Origin of the sequence: Vibrio sp. D401a, assembly GCF_030248515.1 — a bacterium.
GTDB classification, from domain to species: Bacteria; Pseudomonadota; Gammaproteobacteria; order Enterobacterales; family Vibrionaceae; genus Vibrio; species Vibrio rotiferianus.
This window is the reverse complement of record NZ_JAHGAI010000008.1, coordinates 191,724-218,206: the sequence shown is the minus strand read 5'-3', so window position 1 is coordinate 218,206 and position 26,483 is coordinate 191,724. Positions and strand designations below refer to the sequence as shown.

The 26,483-nt window shown below is 41.3% G+C and carries 24 protein-coding genes; 19 read left to right on the top strand and 5 right to left on the bottom strand.

The window, feature by feature from the left end; all coding sequences use genetic code 11:
* Positions 1-576, bottom strand: a complete 576-nt coding sequence (locus KIV41_RS05220) for a TetR/AcrR family transcriptional regulator (protein WP_005387553.1) — start codon at positions 574-576, stop codon at positions 1-3.
* Positions 577-860: 284 nt separating this feature from the next.
* On the opposite strand from KIV41_RS05220, the gene KIV41_RS05215 reads away from it, so the two are divergent.
* The 4 genes from KIV41_RS05215 to KIV41_RS05200 all read left to right on the top strand — a co-directional run bounded on the left by KIV41_RS05215 (position 861) and on the right by KIV41_RS05200 (position 3,670).
* The gene (locus tag KIV41_RS05215) at positions 861-1,475 is read left to right on the top strand and encodes a glutathione S-transferase (RefSeq protein WP_005450075.1); all 615 of its coding nucleotides are present in this window, start codon (positions 861-863) and stop codon (positions 1,473-1,475) included.
* A 254-nt stretch (positions 1,476-1,729) separates the two neighbouring features.
* Positions 1,730-1,990, top strand: coding sequence for a hypothetical protein (locus tag KIV41_RS05210; RefSeq protein ID WP_005443088.1), 261 nt, complete (start codon positions 1,730-1,732; stop codon positions 1,988-1,990).
* A 21-nt stretch (positions 1,991-2,011) separates the two neighbouring features.
* Complete coding sequence (locus KIV41_RS05205; RefSeq protein ID WP_045388969.1) at positions 2,012-3,193, top strand: PP2C family protein-serine/threonine phosphatase; 1,182 nt, start codon at positions 2,012-2,014, stop codon at positions 3,191-3,193.
* 15 nt (positions 3,194-3,208) lie between these two features.
* Positions 3,209-3,670 carry an ATP-binding protein gene (locus tag KIV41_RS05200; RefSeq protein ID WP_045388967.1) on the top strand — a complete coding sequence of 154 codons (462 nt, stop codon included), beginning with the start codon at positions 3,209-3,211 and terminating at the stop codon, positions 3,668-3,670.
* Between the two features lie 38 nt (positions 3,671-3,708).
* Here KIV41_RS05200 and KIV41_RS05195 read toward each other — a convergent pair whose 3' ends face one another.
* The 4 genes from KIV41_RS05195 to KIV41_RS05180 form a co-directional block, all read right to left on the bottom strand.
* On the bottom strand, positions 3,709-3,894 hold the full coding sequence (locus KIV41_RS05195) for a hypothetical protein (RefSeq protein ID WP_045388965.1): 186 nt from the start codon (positions 3,892-3,894) through the stop codon (positions 3,709-3,711).
* Between the two features lie 52 nt (positions 3,895-3,946).
* Positions 3,947-4,282, bottom strand: a complete 336-nt coding sequence (locus KIV41_RS05190) for an Hpt domain-containing protein (RefSeq protein WP_252042657.1) — start codon at positions 4,280-4,282, stop codon at positions 3,947-3,949.
* Positions 4,283-4,292: 10 nt separating this feature from the next.
* Positions 4,293-5,840 carry a response regulator gene (locus KIV41_RS05185; RefSeq protein ID WP_285335827.1) on the bottom strand — a complete coding sequence of 516 codons (1,548 nt, stop codon included), beginning with the start codon at positions 5,838-5,840 and terminating at the stop codon, positions 4,293-4,295.
* Positions 5,841-5,971: 131 nt separating this feature from the next.
* Positions 5,972-8,101 carry a serine/threonine-protein kinase gene (locus tag KIV41_RS05180; RefSeq protein ID WP_285335826.1) on the bottom strand — a complete coding sequence of 710 codons (2,130 nt, stop codon included), beginning with the start codon at positions 8,099-8,101 and terminating at the stop codon, positions 5,972-5,974.
* 315 nt (positions 8,102-8,416) lie between these two features.
* On the opposite strand from KIV41_RS05180, the gene tagH reads away from it, so the two are divergent.
* The 15 genes from tagH to tssG are packed head-to-tail and all read left to right on the top strand — an operon-like array spanning position 8,417 to position 26,482.
* Positions 8,417-9,601 carry a type VI secretion system-associated FHA domain protein TagH gene (gene tagH / locus KIV41_RS05175; protein WP_045388957.1) on the top strand — a complete coding sequence of 395 codons (1,185 nt, stop codon included), beginning with the start codon at positions 8,417-8,419 and terminating at the stop codon, positions 9,599-9,601.
* Between the two features lie 15 nt (positions 9,602-9,616).
* Entirely contained in the window at positions 9,617-10,066 is a 450-nt protein-coding gene (tssJ, locus tag KIV41_RS05170; RefSeq protein WP_285335825.1) for a type VI secretion system lipoprotein TssJ, read from the top strand.
* Between the two features lie 16 nt (positions 10,067-10,082).
* Positions 10,083-11,408 (top strand): type VI secretion system baseplate subunit TssK, encoded by a 1,326-nt coding sequence (gene tssK, locus KIV41_RS05165; protein ID WP_269429121.1) that lies wholly within the window; start codon positions 10,083-10,085, stop codon positions 11,406-11,408.
* 11 nt (positions 11,409-11,419) lie between these two features.
* Positions 11,420-12,706: a type VI secretion system protein TssL, long form gene (gene tssL / locus KIV41_RS05160; RefSeq protein ID WP_285335824.1), complete on the top strand. Its 1,287-nt coding sequence runs from the start codon at positions 11,420-11,422 to the stop codon at positions 12,704-12,706.
* Positions 12,707-12,723: 17 nt separating this feature from the next.
* Positions 12,724-16,242 carry a type VI secretion system membrane subunit TssM gene (gene tssM, locus KIV41_RS05155; RefSeq protein WP_285335823.1) on the top strand — a complete coding sequence of 1,173 codons (3,519 nt, stop codon included), beginning with the start codon at positions 12,724-12,726 and terminating at the stop codon, positions 16,240-16,242.
* Positions 16,224-16,919, top strand: coding sequence for a type VI secretion system-associated protein TagF (gene tagF, locus KIV41_RS05150; RefSeq protein WP_285335822.1), 696 nt, complete (start codon positions 16,224-16,226; stop codon positions 16,917-16,919). Before tssM ends, tagF begins: the two co-directional genes overlap by 19 nt.
* A 4-nt stretch (positions 16,920-16,923) precedes the next feature.
* On the top strand, positions 16,924-17,715 hold the full coding sequence (locus KIV41_RS05145; RefSeq protein ID WP_038886809.1) for a PP2C family serine/threonine-protein phosphatase: 792 nt from the start codon (positions 16,924-16,926) through the stop codon (positions 17,713-17,715).
* Positions 17,712-18,842: a type VI secretion system protein TssA gene (gene tssA / locus KIV41_RS05140; RefSeq protein ID WP_252042664.1), complete on the top strand. Its 1,131-nt coding sequence runs from the start codon at positions 17,712-17,714 to the stop codon at positions 18,840-18,842. The genes KIV41_RS05145 and tssA overlap by 4 nt, the downstream gene beginning before the upstream one ends.
* Positions 18,843-18,854: 12 nt before the next feature.
* Positions 18,855-19,379 carry a type VI secretion system contractile sheath small subunit gene (gene tssB, locus KIV41_RS05135; RefSeq protein WP_010452261.1) on the top strand — a complete coding sequence of 175 codons (525 nt, stop codon included), beginning with the start codon at positions 18,855-18,857 and terminating at the stop codon, positions 19,377-19,379.
* Positions 19,379-20,872 carry a type VI secretion system contractile sheath large subunit gene (tssC, locus tag KIV41_RS05130; protein ID WP_171357244.1) on the top strand — a complete coding sequence of 498 codons (1,494 nt, stop codon included), beginning with the start codon at positions 19,379-19,381 and terminating at the stop codon, positions 20,870-20,872. Before tssB ends, tssC (KIV41_RS05130) begins: the two co-directional genes overlap by 1 nt.
* Before the next feature lie 52 nt (positions 20,873-20,924).
* Positions 20,925-22,430: a type VI secretion system contractile sheath large subunit gene (gene tssC / locus KIV41_RS05125; protein ID WP_252042665.1), complete on the top strand. Its 1,506-nt coding sequence runs from the start codon at positions 20,925-20,927 to the stop codon at positions 22,428-22,430.
* 10 nt (positions 22,431-22,440) lie between these two features.
* On the top strand, positions 22,441-23,235 hold the full coding sequence (locus KIV41_RS05120) for a type VI secretion system accessory protein TagJ (protein WP_285335821.1): 795 nt from the start codon (positions 22,441-22,443) through the stop codon (positions 23,233-23,235).
* Between the two features lie 3 nt (positions 23,236-23,238).
* Positions 23,239-23,700, top strand: coding sequence for a type VI secretion system baseplate subunit TssE (tssE, locus tag KIV41_RS05115; RefSeq protein WP_010452256.1), 462 nt, complete (start codon positions 23,239-23,241; stop codon positions 23,698-23,700).
* The gene (tssF, locus tag KIV41_RS05110) at positions 23,697-25,520 is read left to right on the top strand and encodes a type VI secretion system baseplate subunit TssF (RefSeq protein ID WP_252042666.1); all 1,824 of its coding nucleotides are present in this window, start codon (positions 23,697-23,699) and stop codon (positions 25,518-25,520) included. Before tssE ends, tssF begins: the two co-directional genes overlap by 4 nt.
* Positions 25,517-26,482 (top strand): type VI secretion system baseplate subunit TssG, encoded by a 966-nt coding sequence (gene tssG / locus KIV41_RS05105; RefSeq protein WP_285335872.1) that lies wholly within the window; start codon positions 25,517-25,519, stop codon positions 26,480-26,482. Before tssF ends, tssG begins: the two co-directional genes overlap by 4 nt.
* Position 26,483 lies beyond the last annotated feature (1 nt).

Here is a 26,483-nt window from a genome sequence, read left to right as displayed (position 1 = left end):
TCACTTCCTAATCAAAACCAGCAAGCAGGAAAGCGCCGTATCCAAGTCGGCATAACGTTTGGCTTTGCCAAGTACGCGCATGCCTTGCATGTTGTTGAGAACAAAACGAGCAAGCTCTTCTGGTTTCAGCGTTTTCGGCACTAAGGTTTCTTTTTGTGCATTGGTCAGCGCATCCGCAATGATGTCGATAAGATGGTCAAACAAAAAATGCCCTTTGCGCAGTACATCATCGTCTTCACCAGCGTGCTCAATCAACGCATTTTGAATAAAACACCCACAGCTGCGTTTGCGTTGCAGCTCAGCAAAAGATTTAAGGAACGATTCCAACTCAGGTAAAGACGCGTCGTCTTTTTCCAAATCATTGAGTGACGGTAGCGAGACCTTTTTTAAGTAAGTATCGAGCGCTTCGTAGTAGAGCTGTTGCTTGTCACCATAGGTGTTGTAAAGACTGAAGCGGTTGATGTTCAACTCGTCGGTGAGATCCGAGATAGACGTGTTCGCAAAGCCCTTGCGCCAAAACACATCCATAGCCACGAGAAGCTTTTCATCTCGGTCGAAGTTGGCTTTTCTTGCCATAAATTACCTGCCTGGGTCTGCTTATCGGGTAATTAAATTGCTTTGGAGGGATGGTACAGAGAACCTCTAGCGTTCGAACTGAACCAATATGATGAATACCCATCTATGCTTGGGTATCAGCCTCCAAATTCATGTGAACTCACAAACGGCATCAAAAATCTCGCTCAGCAAACAGACCCACAACTGTTTGAAAATTTTTGATAGTGAAGTTCTTGACTGATCGTTTATAAACTGGCTACAGTATATCCTAACCAATCGGTTAGAAAAAGATAAAAGGATGTGAAATGAAGCTCTATGAAACCGCAATGACTCCAAGTTGTAAGCGAGTTAGCATTTTTCTAAAGGAAATCGGTGGCGAGGTTGAGCGAATTGCGCTGAACGTTCGTGAGGGCGATAACCTATCTGAACCGTTTAAATCGAAAAGCGTGAACGGCAAAGTGCCTCTGCTGGAATTGGATGATGGTACGACGATCTGTGAAAGCGTTGCGATTTGTCGCTACCTAGATGAAGCGTTTGAAAATGATCTGGCGCTGTTTGGTGCTAACCAGCTTGAACGTGCTCAGGTGGAAATGTGGCATCGCGTTGTCGAATTCCAAGGCTTGTACACGGCTTTTCAGGCGTTTCGCAATATCACAGCAATTTACCAAGACCGTGAAAACTGTGTGGCTGCCTGGGGTGACGAGTCGAAATCTCGCGTATTAGAATTCCTACCAATTCTCGACAAGCGCTTGTCAGAAAGTGAGCACATCGCCACGGACAACTTCACCATCGTAGACATTACCGGCTACATTTTTGTTGGTTTTGCCGTAAATGGTTTGAGTATTGAAGTGTTCGAAACCTACCCAAATATTGCACGTTGGTTTGAACAAGTATCGGTGCGTGAAGCGTTTCAAGGCTAACTTCTAGCGTGATTTTTCTAAGCAGCAAGGCTTTTGTAGACTTGCTGCTTTTTGTCGTTTTAAGCGCAAAGATCTTCAATTTGTTCAGGTTTTCTCTTCTTTTTCTGCCTTTCTCCTATAATTAACTCTGTTAATGAAACAACATCAATTGGCTCTCACGGCGTTTTGGAACCTTGAGTTCTTAGTTTGTAGACGTCCCAATCATTATTGGACTTCACCAAGTAATGAAGGACACCAAGCGACAAGGAGAGGTTATGCGTGTTCGAAGTAAAACCATCAATGGCGTGTTGTGTACGCTGCTCGTAGCGTCTGTGTGCGGACTCGTTGCCATGTATCAAAACCACAGTCAGCAGCATCAACAGATCGAGTTGCTGCGTGGGCAATTGATGGAAAAAGAAAACCAAATCGTCATCTCTAATGAGGCGTTGTCTTACACTCGTTATCAACATCAACTTTTAGCGGAAGATTACAGCCGTTTCAGAGATGCCCAATCCATGAGTAGCGTACTGCAATAGAACAAACAGGCAAGGAGAGGTATGAAGTCCATATTGTTGGTCGACGACAGCAAAACGGTCCTGCTCTACATGACCAGTGCATTGCAAAAGCAGGGGTACGAGGTCATTGCCGTTGAAGATGGTGAGTCTGCGTTAGAAGTGCTGACTCACCGAACTGACATTCAGTTTGTCCTCAGTGATTTGATGATGCCGGGCATCAGTGGCATCGAGCTTTGCCGTGAGCTTAAATCGTCGGCTTTTTCTCGTTATATCTTCTTTGTGCTTCTCTCTTCCCGTAACGATCAAGAATCCATCATCAAAGGTATGGATGCGGGCGCTGATGACTTTGTCGACAAGAAGACACCGGTTGAAGAGCTTGAAGCGAGGGTTCGCGCAGGCTTTCGTAGCTTGGATTTGCACAATATAGTATCTTTAAAAAACAAACAGTTATCTGAATCAAACGCTGTGATGAGTCGAGATCTAGAGGCTGCAGAAGAACTTGTCAGCCAGCTCCTTCCAACATCAAACCAGCTTCTAAACACTGAATTTGCATATTTACATCTACCTAGCTCCAAAATTGGTGGTGATATGCTGGGTTATATGCGGTTGGACGAACAGAATATTGCAATGTACGTTTTAGATGTATCTGGGCATGGAATCTCATCAGCACTGCTTTCTTTTTCAATACAGCAGTTACTCTCTCAAAGTGAACCCAAAGACCAGATAACAATGGATTATGTTGATGGTTCGTATAGAGTTGCAGAGCCGGAAAAAGTCGTAGAGAAGTTAAATTCTAGGTATGCCAGAAACAATAAATCTGCTCTCTTTTTTACGATTTCCTATCTGGTCTTGGATACATTGTCTGGTCTAGTAAGGTATTGTACTGCCGGGCACCCAAGCTTTTTTATCGTAGGAAAAAACGGCCTAGAGGCTGTTGGGAACAACAATTTTATGGTGGGCGCATTTGAAGGTGTGGAGTATTTGGGTGGCAGTATTCAATTAGCTCCTGGAGATTTGGTTTGGATGTTTTCTGATGGAATAATCGAGCCTAAGAAAAATGGAGAGTGTTTTTCTCAGGAACGCCTTTCCTCTGTTGTTTTCTCGGGCTCAAGCTTACCTTTGCAAGTACAAATTTCTAGAGTTATAGATGAAGTACATTCGTGGGTTGATGGAAGCGATTTTGACGACGATGTAACGTTACTCGCCGCGAAGTGGAATGATTGAGCGAGGAAGATGACAATGATGGAAAAGCTTGTGATGAAAAAGACATACTTCAGTTCACTTGATGCTCCCAGACAAGTCGCGAATGATGTTCTTCATTCCTTACATCGCTATGAGCTTTTGACGGAAGAAGCAATGTGGGTGGAGTTAGCTGTCTTTGAACTCGTCACCAATGTGTATGAGCATGCATACAACAGAGTTGACGGGTTAGATTTTAGTACTAGCGTTTACACTTTGTATGGGCAGGCTAACTTAAGTCCCAAAATCAAAATCCTGGTTTCTGATAAAGGTATAGGGATGGAAATGTCTGTATTTGAGTCACATATCAACAAGAGAATAGACAACGCCAAAATTTTGGGCATTTCGAGTTTGGAAACCTCCGGAAGAGGTCTCATGCTCGTTAACCATTTAATGGACGATATTCATTATCAAAGTAAAGGTGGCTTAAATACGTTTACAATTATTAAACAGCTGTCATAGCTGCTTAGCAGGAGTTTTATGCCCCTGCCTACGCATGCTTACTTCGCCTGTTTGTCGAGTATCAACAGTGCATCTAGTTCATCTTGGGATAGTACATCCATAATATGCGCGTTGGCATGGACATGCTCCAGTGATAGCTGTGTTTTACTTATTAGGTATTTCTTTTGTGGCTCTGTTAAGTCATCTAGCTTTGCTAGCAACTCTCTGAAACGTACATCGTCCATTATGTAACCTCCCATGGCGATATCAGAGTTTAGTTAAGTGCTCTCGAAGTATTCAAGTGACCTCAATAAGATATCTTCGTATTTGTTTGTGGATGAGGTCCAGCTCGGTATTTATGATGGTAATATCTCCATGATTAGGCGCTAGACCATCTCTCGTTTTGTTTTCTACGTTTTCAAGTGCGTTGACCGCAATCTTTTCTCCAAAACCAGCTAAAATCCCTTTCAAACTATGAGATAACAAGAATAGTCCTTGCCAATCATGTTCTTTATTGAAGTAATTCAGATCTTGTAATGCATTCTCATAGTCCTCCATGTAGGTAAGAAGTACAGCAGTTATAATCTCCTGATCGTTATCCATATACTGGTTGAGTAACTCAAAATTGAGCATGTGTATTCCTTTAGACAAAGTTTAGATTAAATGGTTTTGGTAGAGGAGAGACCTTGGAGCCATTTAGAAAGTCGCTAACCCACATCGACCAGTTTGGAGGTAAAGCGAGTTGCGTCAGGCTCTCAAGTATTCCCTTTACTTCCGGATGATTTACGTCACCGTTTTGACTGAGTAAGTGCTTGAGCTTTGCCTCTATAGAGAAAGGGAAGTTATCCACCGGGATGCTCTCTTGAGTATGGTTCTGACTAAATTGATGCCCCTTTTCTACGTTGGTTTTATGTTGCTTGTGTTTTAAGACTAATTGTAGAGAGCTAACTAATTCAAACTCACCAAATAATTCCATCAATGGGATCGCTAGCTCTATTACTGTGATTGGACATCTCGGCATGTTTTGATAATACAAACTTATGGCGAGTAGCAGCTTTTTGTGAGCTTCTTGAGGTCTAGACTCCTTTAAAAGTAGGTTGCATTGCATAAGCAATCTTACCGCATAGAGATCAGCTTTTTGATTTTGGTTTAGCTGTTCGAATGCGATTTCACAAAAATAATTCAATTTAGTGAGCAGCTCCCTTTTGTCCCTTTGATTTGTTAACTCATTGTATAGCTCGGATACGAAACTGACGTAATGCCTGATAGTAGATAACCAATTCGGATCTGTGGGAGAGAGGCATGTCGCATAAGTAAGGCCAATATCATACAACTTGTCTTTTTGTTTGAGCTTGCTTGCGACTCTGGAAACGCTCAGCATTCTATGGCTGTTGCTAGGTGTTGCTTTAAACGCTCTCTCTGTCATAAGAAAAGCATTGCTTAGTTGTCCCTCTGATTCATATAGACCTGCTAGGTTGTCAACTGCTCTCAAGCAAAGAGGGTTTTTGGCCACATAGTCGGCCAATAGTTTAATGGATTGGAAAATAGCGCCTTTATCTCTTAGTAAGTAGGCTTGAGCACATATCAAACTAGCGTGCTCTTTGTACTGGCAATAAGGGAGGAAAAGTGCCAGAAGCGAAGTGTTGTTGCGTTTAACAAGAGTGTCGATCAAAAGCGATTCAACACAAACACTATTTGGATGCTTTTCGAGAACAACAGCGAGTTGAGATAAAGTTAGGTGCTTAGATTGCTGTAACTCACTTTCAACCTGAGCTATTCGCTTTTGTTCTTGTATAGCAGTCTTCATTTTATTGTTGAGAGCTTTAGTTTGAAGTGGTTTTTTAAGGAAGTGTCTTACGTGACCAGATAGCGAGGTCAATACAGTTTCTTGTCTTGCGTCCCCAGAGATCATTAAGACGGCTGTAAGTTGAGATATCAATTTAGATCGCAGCATCAAATTTAGTAATTCAACACCAGTCAACCTTTCTCCTAAATGATAGTCTAGGATGATGAATGAGTAGAACCTAGACTTTACCGCTCGCAATGCGTCAGAGGCGTTGTTAACGCAAGTAATATTTGGCTGGCTTACTCCAAGCGATTGTAGCTGATGTCTGATCAATACACTGGATGTTGAACAGTCATCAACTACTAATATGTTTATTTGACTAACGTGGACCTTTTCAATGTTCAAGATGCCATCCTTTGCATATTATGTACTATTTAAAAGATAGTAATCGTGTTGCATATTGGCAAGGTGTTTTGCTGCAAATTTAGCTAGTTAGAACATATCGCTGGAGTAGTGTTCGAGTCCTTAATCCTGCATTAGCTTCTTTCCATTTGTTGCATTAATGCGTTCGCTTTTTGCATTGCCCGCCTCGCACTTTTTGCCTTACGTTTGTTCAGAAGAATGTCTGAGAAGTCTAGGTACTTATTAGCAATTTGGAATTTCAATGCGTTAATATCTTCGAAATTTTCTGGAAACCGCTTAGATAGTACGTTGAGGTCGTCAACGAGTTTGTCGAGATGAACAGTTGTCTTCGCCTTATCTAAGCGGAAATGCAAACCATCAAAATCTTCTTTATACAAAATTCTTGCGGCGTGAGCTGGGAAAGGTAGTGGCGTATTTGAATCTAAAGATTGAATATACAACTTCATCTCCAGTATAGAGTCTTTCATTTGGTTGCTTGTGACCAACTTATCCTTATATTCCTCGACGCCAGAAAAAAACGTGTTGCCAACTTTTAGCAAAGTAACGAGAGAGGCTGCGTCTTTTTCTTTAAGTGCTTCCGTTAATTGTTGGCCAAACACCTCAGAGGCAAGCGAACTTGGTACAAAACGGTACTCACGATGAATCGTATTTAAATCGTGTTTAAGATCGTAAATAGAACGTACATCGGGCTCTTTGACGTAGCGTGACTTCTCGAGGTGACTATTGATTTGTCGGGATATTGATAGCAAGGTCGAGTGCTTGCTAGATTGAATGTCTACGGACAAAACTTCTATTTTGTGAGAGTCAGGGTAGTAACTCCTCGCATTAGATAGCACAAGTTCAATTTGATCATAGTTTGGATAGCTAGTGTTGCTTGTGTTTAGGATACTATCAATCTCAGATTCAAATTGTCCGAGAATACTCTCTTTGTGTACGCGTAAATAGCCTTCCTTGATAACAGGGTGCACAGTTACTTCACTGTCAACGAGCTGTTTAGCTTCAGTAGCAGTTAGCTTCAGTAAGTCTAGCTGTTCACTTAATGCCTCTTCACTTTTCTTTAAGGTTAACGCTAATTCTGAAATTTTATCTTGTTGGTGCTGGAAGGTATAAGCTGCGCCAATAGCTAAAATTACGGTTGCAGCCAGTGGAGTGATTAGCTTCAAGTGGTTCTTATTAAGTTTAGCTAATAGTAGCCGTGCATTTACATCTTCTTTCACACTGCCACTATTGAGGATAGAGGCTAAAACAGGCCACTTGCTAAATGGAAGGTTGTTGGGCTTTACAACTTTTAAGCTTTTCTTTAAGGCTTCATTGACAGGGGTTCTGTTATAAGGGTGCTTACAAGATAGCAACTCATAAATAATGCAACAGAAAGCGAATAAATCATCTTGAAATGTGGGTTCCTTGCCTTCAAGAACGGGTTTTGATGCATAATTTGGAGTGTAGCCCAACGTGTCAAGGCTTTGAGATGGTCGTCTAGCCGCATACTTATCTTCTTGTACCCTGTGAGTCTTGGATACTCCGAAGTCAAGTAGCTTAACGTTGCCTTCAGGTGTGATCATAATATTAGCAGGTTTTAGATCGGCATGAACAACGCCTTTCGTATGAGCGTAATCAAGGGCATTGAGTGCCTGCCCAACAATACTCATAGTGGCAGAAAAAGATAATCCATTTGGCCTAGAACGTTGAATTAATTGCTCTAGTGTTTCGCCGTCGACATACTCCATGACCAAAAAGTACACATTAGCATCTACGCCGAAATCATATACTCTAAGTATATTGGGATGGCTCAGCTTCTGAGTTTGCTGTGCTTCTCTAATCAGCATGCGGGCAGTTTCAGGCTGTTCAGCGAACTCATCCTGAAGGATCTTCAATGCTACGTGAGGGTTATCTGCACCGGAAGAATCAAGGATTATATCCTTGGCTAAATAGACATCACATAACCCTCCGTGGCCAATCAGAGATTCAATTTCATATCGATTCTTGATGACCTTTCCGAGCAGCGAGCTACCATCGGAAGTTGATGCAGGTTTAATGGAATTTTGATTATTAATTGCATTCTTAGCGTCGTTGCAAAATTGAGATGAATTTTCATTTCTTGTGCTATTCGATTTGAAGTTACCCTCAGTTTTTAAATTTCTTTTATTAACTTTATTGTTGTCTTTATTTTGACTCTTTACAACTTTCGTCTTATCACCATCAGATCTATTACTAATAGATTTGTCTTTATTACTGTCAGCCATCAAAAGTGCTCCATAAATAATGATGAGTGAAATATATGATTTCCTATCTACATAAAAATGATTAGATTCCTGTTTCTCGGTCAAGCTAACATCAGAAATTTGACGCATGAAACTTGACGCGTCAAAACTTTGAACTCCGCTGTATTATTGGAGTAATTCAATATTCACTTATTGCTTTGGGTTGAAAATGATTCATTATTCTTTCCGTGTAATTAATTAGTGGTCTTTTCTAAACTATTTACTTATTTGAAAATATTGTTATTGATTGAATTGTATTTTATTTTTGCTACGTGAATTTTCGGCGAGGTTTATTCGATGTTGCTTTTAAGCATTACAAGTTTTCACAAGTTTACTCCAGAGATTGAAACGGAATTTAAATTTAATGAGGGAAGTGAACATGCTAAAGCTACGTTTGGTCGCTCAGAAGATTGTGATTGGATCTTGCCAGACCCTGAACGAGTAGTATCTAGCTTACATGGTGAACTAGTCAAATTTGGTGACACCTTCTTAATTCGCGACATGTCAACTAATGGCATTTTTGTTAATAACGCTGTAAGCCCGATCGGACAAGGGAATGAAGTTCACTTAAATGATGGTGATACATTATCTATTGGTGATTACCAAGTTACGGTGGAAGTCGCTTTTGAGAGCGAAATTGGGTCAACTAGGTTAGACAATAATGCGAATGAAGAGCACCAAAAGACCCTCGTACCAACAGTTAAACCGGACTACGATGATTTTGGCTTTAGTATCCCAGAAGTGCTGGAAACCAAGCCAAAAGAGGAATGTAGCACTCAATTAGATATTGGTTTGACTGATGATTTCTTTGATGTAAGTGACACACCACATGTTATTGATAATAAGGTTGAAGCAGATGGGCTTAGGGATAATAAATCATCAATTAATGTTGGAGGGTGCGAAGAGTTAAACGCATTCATTACTGGGCTTGGTATAAACCCGCAATTGATACCTGAAAGCAACAAAGAAGACTGGTACAAGCAAATTGGAGAATCATTTTCTTTGATGTTAATCGGGTTGATGGAAACGCTACACAAGCGGGCTCAATTTAAGCAAAACAATCGGCTTAACCATACTGCATTTCAAAAGCAAGAAAATAACCCGTTGAAGTTCTCTGCTAACTTAGAAGACGCAATTCACAATTTGTATAATAGACAGACGTCTAGCTTTATAGATCCCAATGCAGCTATTCGAGAAGCGTTTCTAGATATCGAAAAGCATGAGAGTGCTTTGATGAAGGGTGTTGAAGGTTCAGTGCTTGGTATTATGTCTCTTGTGGATCCGGAGTCAATCTCAACATCAAATCAAAGTGACAGTTCACTAATTAACAAGATTAATCCATCAAGAAAATATGTCACTAATTGGATAAGTTTCCAAAATATACACCGTCAACTTTTTGATGAGATAGTAAATAGTGATACGCCTTTTTATTTGGATGATTTTGCTAAATATTATGATTCATCACAGCGTGGGGAACATTAGAAGAAGGGATTTAGTATGTTGAGAATATTTTTAATATTGTTTTTGTCAATTGTGATTGTAGGTTGTAGTGCCGCAAACTTTGTTGTTAAGCCTTATTCTACTTTAGAGGTAAAGTCAGCGCATAATATCAACCCGGACTCAAATGGAAGGCCGTCACCTGTTGTGTTTTATGTGTTTGAGCTTACTTCTGATACTATTTTTTCTAATCAGGATTTCTTTTCGTTATATGAAGATCCGGAAAAAGTACTTGGTCCAGATCTGGTTAATAAGTTTGAGTTTTCGCTGACACCAGACTCAGTGGAAAACTATCAAGCAAGTATGAACCCTAAGACAGAGTTTATTGGGCTAGTTGCAGCTTTCAGGGATATAGAAAACTCCAATTGGCGACAAGTTATCAAGGTAGATAAAACTGGCTATAACACCTATGAAGTCTTGATTGATGATTTATCACTAGTAGTAAAATAAATATTGGCAATAATAAATGACTGAATACTCTTTAACTGCATGGTGTGAGGGGATGTTTTTACGTCCCCAACACTTTCAACAGCAAGATAGGGCTTTAACCTCTGAATTTAGGGATTTAGCAAAGTACATATCTCCTTATTACTGGGGAATATGGAACTTACATTTGTCAGAAGCAGCCTTGAAAGACGGACAAGTAAGAATCGATTCTTTGACCGCCATTTTTCCAGATATGACGGTAATAGACTGTCCAAACAAACACAAATCTCCAAAGCCAGTCTCTATAGATAGAGGTGTGGAGAATACGTTGATAAAAATTGTACTGCCAGAATTAAACTGTCAAGAAAAGAGTGTAAGTCCTGATAATGCTGAGGAGATTAAACGGTTTTCTCTTGATGATGTCGAACTTATCGACTCGAATACTGGTTTAGATGAAGAAACTATCCAAGTAAAAACGTTTAATATCGAACTCAAGTGTTCTAATGAAAAGTTAGCGGGTTATGTAGAGATCCCAGTTTGTCGAATAAAGGAAGTGACGCCCGAAGGAGAAGTTGTTTTAGATGAGGGTTTCATTCCACCTAGTTTGAATGTGAAGAAGAACTCACAGCTTACAGAGTGTTTAGACAACGTTACAGCAATGACAAAGATCCGAGCTGACTCAATTTCTCAGAGGTTAGGTCAAGGTAAGGCTGCGTCAGCCTCTGCGGTTGATTTCATTATGCTGCAGATGTTGAACAAATATGAAGCTAAATTTCGCCATATAAAAGAGTTAGATCACATCACTCCAGTCGATTTTTCAATGTTGTTACAAAGTTATCTTGGAGAGTTGGCGACATTTTCAAATAAGTCCAAACGTTTACCTAGCGTAGAGCAATATGACCATTTAGAACTGGGCTGTTTCTTCCAATCTTTAAACCAAACAATAAGCCAATACCTAAGTGTTGTCTTGGATCAGACCGCGACTAAACTGCCATTAGAGTCAAGGCAATATGGGATACACGTTGCGCCTCTTCCGGATAAAAAGTTGCTCGAAAGCTGTCAGTTCGTACTAGCAGTTAAAGCGGACATTAATACTGAAGAAATTCGACGCCTTGTTCCTGGACAATTGAAATTTGGTGCAGTGGAGCAAATTCGCGATCTAATCAACAACCAAATTAACGGTATCTCTGTTGCGCCTCTATCGGTTGTTCCTCGTCAAATCGCTTACCAAACTGGCTATGTTTACTTTGAAGTCATAAAGAAAGGACATTTTTGGACACGACTCAGTGAAAGTGGCGGTATGGCGTTACACCTGTCAGGTAACTTTCCCAACGCTGCATTAGAGCTTTGGTGTATCAGTCAATAAGAGTGACACGAATGGAACAAACAATAGTCAAGCCGAGCCCTGGTCGAAAGAAACCACCGACAACGAAAGAGGTATCATCGGATAGTACGATAGTACTTAGCTCAAATTCTGAACATATTAACAATGACAGTATCGTTGCTTATGGTAGCAACCCAGTTCTCGCGGAAGCTAATGGGATCTTGTCTATAGTGGCTCAGATCCGAGCCACGGCGACTCATTCGGATATTCACCACTTAAAGGAGTCACTAGCTCAAAAGTTACGTGACTATGAGAATCGTCTGCGTCAACAGGAAGTAAGTCTAGAAACGATAGATATTGCTCGTTATAGCCTCTGCTGCGTTATTGATGAGGCTGTCTTAAATACGAATTGGGGCGGGCAATCTGCATGGAGTCATGATTCTTTATTGTCATCTTTTTACTCGTCTTCAAAGGGGGGAGAGGCATTTTATGAGAATCTGAAAAAATGTATGGGTACCGCAGAAAGTAACCTTGATTTGCTAGAGCTAATGTTTGTATGTATGTCTCTTGGCTTCGTCGGCCAGTACCGTTTAGAGCAAAATGGCCTAGAGTCCCACAGGAGGCTACGAAAACAAATTACTTCCATACTTAAAAATTTTGGCCGTTGTAATAACATCGAATGGGCTTACGACCCAACTGAAAGTGTCACGAGTGGCTCTCAGTCAGCAGAGAGTGCGCCTATATGGGTATTATGCTCTGTAACTGCCGCAATTTTGGTATGTGTTTTTATGTACTTTAACCATGCTCTCAACTCGGCGTCGAACAAGACTTTCTCAAGCCTGATGAACCTTGTTTCTAAAGACCAATCCATTATTTCTACATCTACGATTATCAACACTAAGCCGATTGCGGAAAAAATCTCAGTTTATCTTGCGACTGAAATTGAGAAAGGCATCGTATCTGTAGATTCCTTGCAGGATAGAGTAAGGATCACCATTAAAGCTCAAGATTTATTTGAATCTGGGAGTGCTGACCTTGTTGAGTATATTGACCCGATCATTTTTAAGATTGCTCAGACTTTGGAGTCTGTCGAAGGGAAAATAGTGATTACCGGACACACTGACGATAAACCGATATTCACTAGCAAATTTCCATCCAATTGGCACTTATCTCTTGCAAGAGCGACAGCACTAACAGACAGACTTTTAGATAACGGCGCTTTGAAGAGTAGGGTAATTCCTGAAGGTGTAGGTGATGCGAGACCTTTGGTGGAAAATGACAGTGAATCAAACAGGTCAATAAACCGTCGTATTGAAATTGATTTGTTATTAACCAAATAACTATTGGGATCATTAAAATGAATATGAAAGACATTGGAAGGTTCTTTTCCCAAAGGTGGCTTATTAGCCTAGTAGGAGTTTTTGCCTTCTCAATCTTTATTTGGTTTGTTGGCCCGCTTATTAGTATTTCATTTTATGAGCCATTAAAAACTGACTTTCAACGGTTAATCACTATTCTTACTGTTGTTCTAGTATGGGCGTTAGTTTCTATTTTGAAGCAACATAGGCAAAAAGCTCAGGATGATGCAAGTATTCAAAACTTGTTAGAAGTCGACAGTCAGTTTGATAAAGAGGCTGCATCAGAGATTGCTCTAATGCGCGATAAAATAGAGCAAGCGGTAAAAACAGCAACTCACAGTCATAAAGGAAAGAGAAGCCTATACAGCCTACCTTGGTACGTACTAATTGGACCACCGGGAACAGGTAAAACCACGGTTCTCAAACAATCTGGATTGGAATTTCCTTTAGCCAGCACTATGGGGGCTGAATCAGTCGAGGGCATAGGTGGTACTAGGCATTGTGATTGGTGGTTTGCAAACAAGGCTGTGCTTATAGATACAGCTGGTCGATATACAACGCAGGACAGCCAGGCCGCAGTTGACTCTAAGGCATGGCATGGTTTTCTCGGACTACTTAAAAAGTATCGAACACAGCGGCCAATCAACGGTGCAATTGTTACTGTGAGCTTAGCGAGTGTGATGTCGCTGACACGAACGGAGAGAAGTTTGCATGCTCGTGCAATTAAATCTCGCTTGCAAGAACTTAAAAATCAGCTGGGAATGCAGTTTCCGATTTATGTGTTACTAACAAAAGCAGATCTTGTTGCGGGATTCAGTGAATTTTTTGCCGATGTCACAAAGGAAGAGCGTGACGAACTGTTAGGGTTTATGTTTCCAACGGAAGTTATTGATGAGCGCGGTTCTATTGGATTGTTTAATAAAGAGTTCTATGGGTTATTAGAGCGTTTAGATAAGAGAATGCTACGTATTTTAGAAACAGAGGATGACTTAGATAAACGCGCGTTGGTATTCGAGTTCCCAAAACAGTTAAGGATGATGCAAGCGAATTTAGATGAATTTTTGTCAGAAATTTTCGCTCAGAACAGCTTTGAAGAACCAGCCATGATCCGTGGTATTTTTATTGTAAGCTCCGTTCAAGAGGGGGCACCTGTAGACCGACTAATGCATGAATCCGCAAGTGGCTTAGGGTTAAATCGGTTAACACTAAAAATGACTAAGCGAGCATCACATAGCTATTTCGTAAGAAGTCTGTTTGAAAAGGTCATTTTTAAGGAACAATGGCTAGGTAGTGTTAATAAACACTATCAAAAACAGAATCGATGGCTCAGAAAGGGGGTACTTGTCGGTTGTTTAAGTCTATTAGTATGTGCGTCGTTATTGTGGTTTTTTAGCTATCGCTGGAATATAGATCTTATTAAAGAAGTTAATCAACAAACCCGTGATATTGAGGTGATGATTAATGCTGAGGGACTCGATTTTGATAAAGACATCATAAATGCAGTCGCAACACTCGACCGAATAATGATGCTTCCACTGGGAGCGGATAACCACTACCCAGATTCACAGCTTTTTAACAAATTGGGTCTGTATCAAGGGGATAAAATTTCTCAGTCAGCCAATCAAGCCTATAAAGATGCACTATCGTTCTATTTTTCAGAGTTGATTTCGAGCGCACTTGTATCTGAGATGGATGACAACAAGCATCATCGCGAGTATTTATATGAAACATTAAAAATATACTTAATGTTATTTCACTCAGATAAGTTTGACATGCAGCAAGTCATGAATTGGTTTGATTTCTATTTTCAACGAGAGTTCCCAGGAGCCCTGAATGAAGCACTACGAGAGCGACTAAGTGTTCATACGCAACACTTTCTAGTAGCGAGCGAACGAGGACTCAATTTTAACGAAAATTCCGTCAAAGATGCGAGGGATGTATTAACGAAAATGTCGCTCCCAGAAAGGGCTTATCAGCGAATGAAGGTACAATTCTCTAAGAGTCATGTTCCTTCGTTTCGACTCACTGATGTTCTTGGCCCGAAGAGTTTAGAGCAGTTTGAAAGGCGAAGTGGAAAGCCTCTCTCTCAAGGTATTCCAGGCTTTTATACTTACAATGGATTCCATAGCATTTTCCAAATACAACTCGGCCGAACTGTGAAAAGTTTGATGGAGGAAAACTGGGTATATGGTGATGATATAGAAGTAAGGAACATTGACGAGAATGCTGCTATTAAAGGGGTTCAACAAAGATACTATCAGGACTATGTTAATGAGTGGAAGGGACTCGTAGAAGATATTCAACTAAAGCAAGCGCCAACCTTGTCAATGGCAACTGAGCAAGCTCGTATTTTAAGTGGTGTCGAAAGGCCGATAGAGTCTTTGTTACGAGCCATTCAAAAAGAAGTTGGTCTAACTAAAGTGACGTTGACTCAAAACCAAAAAGCAGCGTCAGAGGTTACGGCTAAAGTTGCCAAGGTCAAGTTTTCGAATACTGCAGATAAGTTAGATCTTTATTTACCTGATGAAAGTGAATTCGCCGTATCACTGCCAGGAAAGGAGGTAGAAGTACACTTTGCGGATATTCTGCATTTAAGTGAGCAGGACTATAGCGACATCCAAGATGCTATGTTGAATCTAAGATCTTACCTCACTGATTTGTCTAGCTCGGGAAATAATCAAAAAATAGCATATAAAAGTATACTGGACGGCACTCTTACTCAAGAAGTAGCGTCTTCATTTTCTGCAGCGAAGGCCGTATTGCCAAAACCATTTAATAATTGGTTGGGTGAGCTTTCCCAAGAATCCGTCAAGTTTGCGGAGTCGGGTTCTAAGGATCATCTCAACAGACTTTGGCAAACCAGAGTCGTCAAAGCATACAACCAAACTATTGCAGGAAGATACCCTTTTAAACCCAGTGCTGAGAAAGAAGTTCGCTTGAAAGATTTTAAGCGCTTCTTCGGGTACGGCGGTACTTTGGACGCTTTTTTTCAAGAGTACCTAGAACCATTTGTTGATACTTCTCAGGGGCGTTGGAAGTTTGAAAAAGAGATTGGAGTGAAAACGCAAACGTTACATGTCTTCCAACGAGCTCAAAAAATCAGACAGTCATTCTTTGAATTAGACAACTCGTTAAAAGTCGATTTTGGAATGAAACCTGTCTATCTAGATCAGCATATAACAAGGTTTGTATTAGAACTTGGTAAGCAAGACTTAGTTTATAAACATGGGCCAGCAAGAGCGAGAGACCTCACTTGGCCATCGAATACGGCGCAAACGAGGATTGTATTTACACCACCGGACTCGAAGCGTGAGATATCACACACTTATGAAGGTGAATGGGGCATCTTTAAGCTACTGGACCAATCTTTGAAAGCAAGACCGGAGTCAAGAAATGACAACATTGTCATGATTGATTTGAAAGGAAATAAGGTGCAACTCGAATTGATTCCCAAAAGTGCTTTTAATCCATTTTGGTCTAACGATATGGAGAGGTTTAGATGTCCACAAACCTTATAACCGAAAGTTGGGGCTATATTGGTAAAATTCCTTCTAAGGGGGACTTTATCAAGGAAGGATTACCATCTGAGTTTGTTTCACAGTTTCATGATTGGCAACAAGCCGTGTTAGCGGTGAGCAAAGAGCAGTTAAATGAGACTTGGGTTGAGTTATTTCTTAATGCTCCAATTTGGCACTTTGCTTTAGACCAAAATTATATTGGAGGTGCTACTTATATCGGCACTTTGATTCCGAGTGTCGATGCCGCTGGACGTTATTTTCACTTTTCTGTAGTTAGGCCGGTTCGCGGCCGGGCTATTGATTACTGGGAAAGCCGGGATTGGACTCAAACGACAGAACGCTTGGCCCTTGAGGTATTAGGTGATGAGTTTCAATTTGATAAGTGGCATCACAGTTTAAAAGAAACCGGTGAAGGTTTAGATACCATAGAGCCAACTAGTTATATCGCAGAGTTGTTAGATCCGAGTACCTCGAACGCCGTGTTTAGATTTTCGGAGTTGTTCGGTCAACGAGTTTTGCTAAACCACATGCTCGCCACAAAGGGAAATCATCCGTGTTTTTGGTGGACTGAGGGGGCACAAGCTGTGGAGTCATCGATGGTTATCACAAGTGGCTTGCCTTCAATTGGCCAGTTTTCAGCGATGCTTGATGGAAACTGGAAACAGTGGGGATGGTAGTAGAGTGAATTGGAATTATTTTACATTTGCGAAGAGCCATGCCGGCAAGGTAAGGCCATACAACGAAGATGCTTTATTGGATATGACCGAAAAAAGAGTCTGGGTTGTTGCTGACGGAATGGGGGGACACTGCGCTGGTGATATCGCAAGCCAGATGTTAGTTGATCATATTGAGCGCAGAATTATCGACGACGATGTAAGCAGTATTGATGATTTGAGAGTCACAATACAACAAGCAAACGCGGCTATATATCAATACGCGCAATCGGAACTAGATGGGGCAACAATGGGAACAACTTTGACATTGTTATTCATCAATGATGGTTACTTTCATTGCCTGTGGGTTGGAGATAGCCGAATCTATCAACTCAGGCACAATGTTTTTACTCAGAAAACTCGTGATCATAGCCAAGTAATGGATTTGGTTGACCAAGGCTTACTGGCGTTGGAGGACGCAGAATCACACCCGCTAGCGAATGTAATAACTAGAGCAATTGGTGTTGATGAATATGTCACTATTGATCAGGTTTCTGGTCAACTTTTGGACGGTGACCAATTTTTGCTATGCAGTGATGGATTAACGAAAGAACTTAGTGACCAAGAGATTAAAGCTACGCTACAAGCTGATACGGTGAGTCAAGCTGGGCTAGCGCTATTGCATTCAGCTTTGGTGAGAGGGGCGAGTGATAACGTCACTTGTACGATCGTAAAAGCGCGTAGCGATAAAGTCGCGTTGGAAGTCGATGGTAACAATGATGCGACGATTCCTGTCTTTATGAATGGAGGCTCTAGATGAATACCAACTCTCATTTGTTTGATTGGTATGAGGCTGCATTGGAGCCAATTAAGGGTAGTTTGGCTACCGGAATTGATCCCAGAGAAGATGTTTCCCCGCAGTCCGCATACTATCGATTAAAAGATCAACGTATGCTTGCCCGAAATGAAGAACGTAATGCAATCATTGAAGAAGAATCCATATTGCTCCATAGCGGGTTATGGCGAGTATTCTTGGAAGAGGTGCCTGATGTCTTGTCAAACCAAGCCAAAGACCTTGAGTTTGTCGCTTGGCTAATAGAAGCATTGACTCGATTGTATGGGTTTAGAGGGATGGGTATCGGCTATGAGCTAGCAACCGGGTTGGTAGATACTTACTGGGATGATATCTATCCCATGCCTGATGAAGATGGGATGGAAACGCGTATCTCCTCGCTAATTGGTCTAAATGGGATTGAGTCAGAAGGTACGCTAATATTTCCAATTGCTTCTATTCCTTTAACTGAAATGGGCATTGATCAGGCATTTGCCTATTGGGAATATCAACAGGCCATAGACTTAGAGCGATTAGATGAAGATAAGCGTCGTTATAAGGTTGATGGGGGAGCGATTGAACTGGCTAAGATTCTTGAAACGGTAAAAACGACCTCTGATGAGTTTTATATCGATTTAATAGCCGACCTCGAGTATGCAATTGCTTCATTTGGTAAATTTTCTAATACGTTAGACAAAGCTGTTGGTGATGTAACACCTAGCTCTTACATATCTCAAAAGTTAGATTCAATACTCTCGGCACTTAAGCATGTGCTTGGGGGGCGTTACCCAAGCCAAAGGGGAAAGGTAGAAACCATCAAAGATGAGCTTGAACAAGATTATGTTCCAGAAGAGACTATTTCTCAGGTCGACTCCACAGAGCTGTTAGCAACTAATATGCGCTCGAGAGAGCAGGCAATCAATCAGTTACAGAGTGTCGCGGATTTTTTCCGTGAAACGGAACCTCACTCACCAGTTTCTTACACCATCGAGCAAGTTATCCGTTGGTGTGGAATGCCTCTGCCAGATTTATTGGCGGAACTAATTTCCGATGGGGATGCAAAAAACAGCTATTTCCGTCTGGTTGGCATAGCAAATCAAAACAATGAAGGATAAAGGGAGAACGGTATGACGAGTATCCACTCGAAACTATCACGAGTAAGGAAGCCTCGTGTTCACATTACCTATGATGTTGAAACAGAAGGCGCAACGCTTAAAAAAGAGCTTCCTTTTGTTGTAGGCGTGATGGGGGACTTTGCTGGACAGAACACTTCGGAGTTAAAGCCTCTTAAAGATCGCCGATTTATTCAAATTGACCGAGATAATTTTGATGATGTGCTAAAGAAAATGAGCCCATCTGTTCGGTTCAAGGTTGCGAATAAGTTAGCGAATGACGACTCGGAATTCGCAGTAGATTTGAGTTTTAATTCGATGCAAGACTTTGAACCCGCGGCAATTGTTAATCAAGTCGATCCCTTGCGTAAGTTAATGGAAACAAGAAATAAATTGAGAGATCTGATGACCAAGGTCGATCGTTCTGAAGAGTTGGAAAATATCCTCGAAGATGTTCTGAATAATACCGACAACCTTACGAAGTTGGCAGGAGAGCTAAAACTTGGTGAGCAGGAACCAAGTAAAGAGGGGGCTGAATAATGAGTACTGAGCTTGAAAAGCAACTCGATCCAACAGTAGAAGAGCAGTCTTACTCATTTTTAGAGCAAGCGATTGGAGCTACTAAGCAAACGGAAGCTTCTCGTGCACAAGAGTTGATTAAGACTCTTACTGAAGAAGCGATGAAAGGTACCGTCTCGTGGAATAAAAACCTCACAGTTACTTTTCGTGAAGCAATAACTCTATTAGACAAGCAGATTTCGGAGCAGTTATCTGAAGTCATGCACCACCCGGAATTACAGAAGTTAGAGGGTTCTTGGCGTGGGTTAAACTATCTAGTGATGAACTCAGAGACAAGCTCTTCATTGAAAATTAGAATGATGAGTACAACCAAGAAAGAGTTGCACAAAGACTTGAGTAAAGCGGTTGAGTTTGACCAAAGCCAGATCTTTAAAAAAGTCTACGAGTCAGAGTTTGGTAGTGCAGGCGGCGAACCATATGGCGCTCTAATCGGTGACTATGAGTTTACAAATCATCCGGAAGATATCGAAACACTTCGTCTAATGTCGAACGTCGCGGCTTCTGGCTTTTCTCCGTTCCTTTCCGCAGCATCACCTGCTTTATTTGGTTTCGATGAATGGACTGAGCTCTCTAAGCCTCGTGATCTTGAGAAAGTCTTCGAATCACTTGAATATACTCAGTGGCGTTCTTTTAGAGAAAGTGCGGATTCACGCTTTGTAAGTTTGACCATGCCAAAAGTACTTGCTCGATTACCATATGGCGAAGCGACATCACCCGTTGAAGAGTTTGGGTTTGAAGAGTTTGATGTAGATGCGGTTTCAGGCGTCGCCGTCAATGCGGACCACAATGATTACTGTTGGATGAACTCTTCATATGTGTTGGGTGCAAAATTGACAGATGCATTTTCAAAATACGGTTTCTGCACCGCGATTCGAGGCGCTGAAGGCGGTGGGCGTGTTGAAAATCTACCAACTCACTTCTTTATGAGTGACGATGGTGATCCGGACATGAAGTGTCCAACTGAAATTGGTATTACTGATAGGCGCGAAGCGGAGCTAGGTAAGCTTGGGTTTTTACCACTGTGTCACTACAAGAATACCAATTATGCTGTTTTCTTTGGCGCTCAAACCTGTCAAAAACCTGCTAAGTATGACTCACCAGATGCAACAGCAAATGCTGCTATCTCAGCTCGACTACCTTATATGATGGCAACTTCACGTTTTGCACATTACTTAAAAGTGATGGCGCGAGACAAGATAGGTAGTTTCATGGAAGCTGAAGATGTTGAATCATGGCTAAATCGATGGATCCTCAGTTATGTCAATGCGTCCGAAGGCGGTGGGCAGGAGATCCGTGCGAAATACCCTCTGGCGGATGCTCGTGTACAAGTGAAAGAGATTCCTGGAGCTCCAGGTTCATACAACGCGGTCGCTTGGTTAAAGCCATGGCTACAAATGGAAGAGCTAACGACCTCTTTACGTTTAGTCGCTAAAATTCCCCAATCAGGTGGATAACAGCCTAGTGCGCTACAAGCTCTGTTAATAATCGAAGAGTACTTATTAGGTCATGAATACGAAATCTGGATTGAATTTTGTTGAACCCACTCAGTTAAAACATGAGTTTATCGACAGTGGTCATGCAGAACTAGATAGCTATTGGTTTTCTAATTTTTTAGATTTATCTGATTCAATACTCTCGGCACGAATGTGGCTGGAAGGATCAAAGTCTGAGAATTTGGAAATGTTTCGTCACAGCCTAATGAGTACTATCAATCATATCGATGAGCTATTACAAAATCAGTTGAATGAAATTATTCATCATCCAACATTTCAAAAACTGGAGCGCACTTGGATTGGCACGCAATATCTTTGCGAGCAGATAGACAAGCAATCTGTAGATACGGTGAAGATAAAGGTAATGACTGCGACTTGGGAGGAGATTAGCAAAGATTCACTGAAAGCAATTGAGTTCGATCAATCTGCACTTTTCAAATTGATTTACCAAAATGAATACTCCATGCCGGGAGGTGAGCCTTTTGGTGTTGTGATCGGGGACTATGAGCTTGGAAACAATGCCAGTAAACTCGATAAAGATATCTCGGTGGTTCGTAAGATCTCTCAAAGTGCGGCTGCCGCGTTTAGCCCATTCATTTTCTCGGCTTCGCCAGAGATATTTGGTGTAGACAGGTTTTGTGATTTATCGTCGATAAAAGAGTTTTCATCTCAGTTTGATCAAATTGAATATTTAAAGTGGCGAGAACTTAGAAATTCTGATGACTCTAAGTTCATAGGGATGACAGCTCCCAATGTTTTGTTCCGTTTACCCTATCAGTCGGATGGTTCGAGAGGTGAGCATTTCGTCTTCGAAGAACGTGTAAAGCTTTCAGACAACGAGCTTTTATGGGGAAGTGGGGCGTATTGCTTTGCTGCAGTTGCGATCCGAGCATACCAAGAGCATGGCTGGTTTACTCATATTAGGGGAGTCAAGCAAGGGGACTATAGCCAGGGTCTGGTTGTTGCTCCAGCACGTTCGAAGCTGAAGTTAGACGCCAAAAACTACCGCGAGCGTTGTCCGTTAAATTTAAAGTTATCTGAAAAGAAAGAGCAAGCGCTTTCAGATTGTGGCTTTATTCCAATTTCTCCCGTAGCTGAAACCGATATGGTTGGGTTGATGTCCAATGTCTCCATTTATCAATCTACAAAATACCAAGACAAAACAGTTGAAGCGAACGACAAGTTAACTTCCATGCTCCAGTATACCTTGTGTGTATCACGAATTGCTCATTACATTAAAGTGATGGGGAGAGATAAAGTTGGTAGTTACCAAGATGCGAGTGCGATTGAGAGAGATTTTCAAAAGTGGTTGCATCAATACACAACAGCCTCTGATGAAGCATCAGATGAATTGAGGGCAAAGTACCCTTTAAATGAAGCTCAAATAAGAGTGCGTGAAAAACGAGACAGCCCGGGACACTACTATTCAACTGTCCATCTAAGACCGCATTTTCAGTTAGACCAAATGGTCTCAAGTATTAAATTAATAACAGAGTTATCACCAGAACGCTCTGCATAAGGAAAAAAAGATGCAATGGAAAGATCTATTAGCACAATCAGAACTAGACTCTGCTTTGAATATGATCACCGATAATATTAAAGGTGAACCAAAAGATGCAAACCTTCGCAGCGTGTTTATCGAGTTATTGTGCATCAAGGGCGATTATGAGCGCGCAGATGAGCAGTTGATGCAGTCGATAAAGCTATTTCCAGAATACTTAGCTGGCGCTAGCCAACTAAGACATCTTGTGAAAGCCGCGCAGGCTCGTGCGGATTTTGCTTTCGGAGCCGCGTCGGCGCAAATCCTTGGAAAAAATGAGCAAATGACTAAGTCTCAGGTTGATTTAAACCTTGCTTTTACTAGCTCCAATTTTGAACAAGCCCTAGCACTATCTCGGAAGCTTGAATCAGACAGAACCATTGAACCATTTTTGGTCAATGGTACTGAAACATTAGATGTTAGAGATATTGATGACCGACTAGGTGGCTATCTAGAACTTTTCTCAAGTAAAGGGAATTACTTCCTAGTTCCCCTTAGTAGTGTTGTGTATTTAGAGTTGAAACCCGCCCAAACAATCCTAGAAAACATTTGGCGACCAATAGAATTTGATATTGAAGGATTAGGTGAAGGGGAAGCTCATATGCCTTTAACCTATATTGACTCTGAGAGTAATGCTCAGAAACTCGGACGGGAAACAGATTGGAAACCGTTTGGGGAAAAAGTTTTTCTTGGTCAGGGGCAAAAATGTTGGCTAGTCGGTGATGATTCGTTACCAATCTGCAATCTAACTACTCTGGAGCGTCAGGTTGAGGTACCACAGTAGAATATGGTCGGTGCATCAATAATCGATAAGCTAATAGATAGTGAGCCTTCATCTCGAATCGAAAAAGACTTTCCGATCACACAGCAATGTGTTCTTGATAACTTATTGAGGGATTTAGAAGCAATGCTTAACAGCCGTATTGGTTGGGCGGCATTACCTGATGATTTGTTGGAATTGCGTTATTCGATACTGAACTATGGTTTACCTGATTTTTCATCAATGCCATACAGTAGCCAAGATGGTCAAAAGCAGTTGTGTGACATTGTAAGCACTGCAATTAAAGAGTTCGAACCTCGTTTGAAAGAGGTATCTGTATCCATTGCAAATGAAAATAACTCAATTGACCGCTCTCTAAGTTTAAGAATTGGTGCGGTGTGCTTGATCGACAAAAGCATGCACAAAGTTACGTTTAATTCTGCAATTGAACCAGTCAGCCTAGGAATGAAACTGAGTAAAGCAAAATGAGCGAAGATTTTCTAAAGTATTATAATCGTGAACTGGCTTATTTACGCCATAAGGGACAGGAGTTTGGGGAACAGTACCCTAAAATTGCCTCTAGGCTACGAATTAGTGAAGAACGAGTAGATGACCCTCATGTTGAACGTTTACTCGAAGGCTGTGCTTTTTTAACCGCTAGAATCAGGCAGAATTTAGACAACAGTTATCCTCAGTTTACTGAAGCCTTAGCTGGGCAGCTATTTCCGGATTTTCATGCTCCAATTCCATCAATGTCGATCATAAAAATGCGTTGCTCTGACTCTACCACAGATCATTTTGAAGTACCGGTAGGGGAAAAGGTAGTAATAGGAGCCCCTGGTTTTAAAGAATGCGAGTTTAGAACGTGTTATCTCACTAAGATGTACCCAGTTGAAGTGGTGAATAGCTCGTTCGAAAACGCACCTGTAAAGCCGGTAGGATCGAGATGGGAATCGAAAGCGCAATCTATGCTAAAGGTCTGTCTTTCATCAAATGATGAGGAAAGTTCATTAGCCGATTTAGGTGTTGAATCTCTAAAGTTCTATCTAAATGGCCAACCTCAACTATCTTTGCGACTTTATCAGATGGTATTTCAACACTTGATTGGGATTTCATTCGTTATTAATGGCAAGGAAGTTCATTCCGTTTCGAAAAGATGTATTAAAGAGGTTGGATTCTCCGATTCAGATCGAGTTGTACCATATAGTAAAAGAAGCTTTTCAGGATCGCGTTTGCTTGTTGAGTACTTACATTTTCCTCAAAAATTTATGTTTTTTGAGCTAGATAAACTCCAATCCGACTTGATTGGTAGCACTCATGAGTTGGAGATCAATTTCTATTTTGATGTAAGTGACGATTGGCTACCTAAACAAGTGGGTGAGGATAGCCTCATGCTTGGTTGTACACCAATCATCAATTTGTTCCAAAGTACGATGGAGCCCCATCGATTAACACCTTCGGATTATGACTATCATTTGGTTCCTCAATACCAAGATGCAGAGAGCACAGAAGTTGTTTCTATCTCTGATGTGACCTTAAGAAACTGGAATAAAGCATATAAAAACCTCCCTAGTTATTACTCTGGTGAGCATACCCATTACCTAGGAAGCGGTGAAATATACTGGCTGATGAGGAGAGAAGATAAGAACTGGGCAGGGGGATATGATGAACCTGGGCGAGAAACCTATTTGTCTTTCGTTGACAAAAAGCATCAAATCTTCGCTCCCGAAAGTAGAGAAAATTGGTTGATGTATGTCCAAGCTAAATGTTGCAATCGAAACCTTCCTCAAAAGTTGCCATTTGGTGGCGGGCTTCCCGAAGTGGCCTTACCCGACGTAAATGACAATTTCTCTAGTGTGAAGTGCCTCACTTCTTTATCTGCAACCATTAGACCAGAAATGGATGAAAGCACCCGTTGGCAGTTAACCAAGCTTTTGACTCTGAATCATTTTTCTGGCGAAGATGGGTTATCTACATTAAAGCAGACACTAAACCTCTTCGCTTTCAATGGTACAGCAGAAACAAAGGCGCTGGTTGATTCATTAGTTCATCTTGAATATGAGCAGACCACGGGACGTATAAGCGCTGGAGGCAAAGTGGGCTTTGCGCATGGAATCAGAATTACGCTGATGATTTCCGACCAAATCCTACCGCCAGAGCAGATTTTTCTATTAGGAAGTGTGTTGTCTATTTACTTTTCTCAATACGCTGAAGTCAACATTTTTACCCAGCTAGAGGTAAAACTTAAGTCGACCGGTAAGCGCTTTCATTTATGGCCAGCGATGACAGGAGAGAAGCCACTCCTATGAATGCAGAACCGTTCTTGGACGAAATAACTAAGCATCCCTTGTTTGAGGCTCTTCACCTTCTCGAGTTTGAAGTCTTAAAGCGTGAGGCTCAAATAGGGACCGATGCTCTTCCAAAAAATGAACGCATTAATCTGAAAGTCAATGCAAAACTAGGGTATGAGAACAACCAAGTTTGTCGTGTTGAACAGGGAGGCAACGACCGTTTAGAAGTCAAAACAAACTTGATTGGGCTGATAGGAGAGCAGGGCGTTCTACCGCAACACTATAGTGAGCTTGCACTAGCGAGGCTGCGAGAGAGCGATTCTGCAATGGTCGACTTTTACGACATTTTTAACCATCGCCTGCTCTCTTTGTATTATCGAAGTTGGCAGTTAAGTCAGGTAACGGTCCAAGTACGAGCTCACTCTAGAATGGAAAGGTCACCTTATGCAGACTGCTTGAATTCAATCTCCGGCGATAATAGTCATTTAGCGCAACACTTTGGCGGTTATCATTCTTCACCAGTTAAAAGTAAATATGCGTTGAAGAGCATTATCGAATCCTTAGCAAGTTGCGACGCAAAGGTGCATGAATTTACAGGGCAATGGCTGTATCTGAAGCCGAAAGAGCAGACTCGCTTAACATCTAAGTCAAATCCAGAGGGGCAGTTTTCTCAATTAGGAAATGGCGCGTCAATTGGAAAACGAGCATGGGATATTAATGCTAGTGCAACAATAGAACTACTTCCAGAAACGTCAGAACAAGTAAGCGAGCTCCTTCCATTTCATGCTCGGCTAAAAACAGTTAAGCGTGCTGCATCAGCATTCATAGGCGAACACAAACAGCTTCACTGGAAGCTAACAACACAACATAGCATGCTTCCTAAAGCGCGTCTGTCTAAGCAACAAGGGCAGCTAGGTTTTGGCTCTGTTTTAAAAAAACATGATCGTACAGAAGATCGTGAAATAACAATTAATATTTAAA

What these genes read in the sequence shown, in the direction of transcription:
- KIV41_RS05220 (WP_005387553.1), bottom strand. Translation starts at nt 576, where the DNA reads ATGGCAAGAAAAGCCAACTTCGACCGAGATGAAAAGCTTCTCGTGGCT.
- KIV41_RS05215 (WP_005450075.1), top strand. Translation starts at nt 861, where the DNA reads ATGAAGCTCTATGAAACCGCAATGACTCCAAGTTGTAAGCGAGTTAGC.
- KIV41_RS05210 (WP_005443088.1), top strand. Translation starts at nt 1,730, where the DNA reads ATGCGTGTTCGAAGTAAAACCATCAATGGCGTGTTGTGTACGCTGCTC.
- KIV41_RS05205 (WP_045388969.1), top strand. Translation starts at nt 2,012, where the DNA reads ATGAAGTCCATATTGTTGGTCGACGACAGCAAAACGGTCCTGCTCTAC.
- KIV41_RS05200 (WP_045388967.1), top strand. Translation starts at nt 3,209, where the DNA reads ATGATGGAAAAGCTTGTGATGAAAAAGACATACTTCAGTTCACTTGAT.
- KIV41_RS05195 (WP_045388965.1), bottom strand. Translation starts at nt 3,894, where the DNA reads ATGGACGATGTACGTTTCAGAGAGTTGCTAGCAAAGCTAGATGACTTA.
- KIV41_RS05190 (WP_252042657.1), bottom strand. Translation starts at nt 4,282, where the DNA reads ATGCTCAATTTTGAGTTACTCAACCAGTATATGGATAACGATCAGGAG.
- KIV41_RS05180 (WP_285335826.1), bottom strand. Translation starts at nt 8,101, where the DNA reads ATGGCTGACAGTAATAAAGACAAATCTATTAGTAATAGATCTGATGGT.
- tagH (WP_045388957.1), top strand. Translation starts at nt 8,417, where the DNA reads ATGTTGCTTTTAAGCATTACAAGTTTTCACAAGTTTACTCCAGAGATT.
- tssJ (WP_285335825.1), top strand. Translation starts at nt 9,617, where the DNA reads ATGTTGAGAATATTTTTAATATTGTTTTTGTCAATTGTGATTGTAGGT.
- tssK (WP_269429121.1), top strand. Translation starts at nt 10,083, where the DNA reads ATGACTGAATACTCTTTAACTGCATGGTGTGAGGGGATGTTTTTACGT.
- tssL (WP_285335824.1), top strand. Translation starts at nt 11,420, where the DNA reads ATGGAACAAACAATAGTCAAGCCGAGCCCTGGTCGAAAGAAACCACCG.
- tssM (WP_285335823.1), top strand. Translation starts at nt 12,724, where the DNA reads ATGAATATGAAAGACATTGGAAGGTTCTTTTCCCAAAGGTGGCTTATT.
- tagF (WP_285335822.1), top strand. Translation starts at nt 16,224, where the DNA reads ATGTCCACAAACCTTATAACCGAAAGTTGGGGCTATATTGGTAAAATT.
- tssA (WP_252042664.1), top strand. Translation starts at nt 17,712, where the DNA reads ATGAATACCAACTCTCATTTGTTTGATTGGTATGAGGCTGCATTGGAG.
- tssB (WP_010452261.1), top strand. Translation starts at nt 18,855, where the DNA reads ATGACGAGTATCCACTCGAAACTATCACGAGTAAGGAAGCCTCGTGTT.
- tssC (WP_171357244.1), top strand. Translation starts at nt 19,379, where the DNA reads ATGAGTACTGAGCTTGAAAAGCAACTCGATCCAACAGTAGAAGAGCAG.
- tssC (WP_252042665.1), top strand. Translation starts at nt 20,925, where the DNA reads ATGAATACGAAATCTGGATTGAATTTTGTTGAACCCACTCAGTTAAAA.
- KIV41_RS05120 (WP_285335821.1), top strand. Translation starts at nt 22,441, where the DNA reads ATGCAATGGAAAGATCTATTAGCACAATCAGAACTAGACTCTGCTTTG.
- tssE (WP_010452256.1), top strand. Translation starts at nt 23,239, where the DNA reads ATGGTCGGTGCATCAATAATCGATAAGCTAATAGATAGTGAGCCTTCA.
- tssF (WP_252042666.1), top strand. Translation starts at nt 23,697, where the DNA reads ATGAGCGAAGATTTTCTAAAGTATTATAATCGTGAACTGGCTTATTTA.
- tssG (WP_285335872.1), top strand. Translation starts at nt 25,517, where the DNA reads ATGAATGCAGAACCGTTCTTGGACGAAATAACTAAGCATCCCTTGTTT.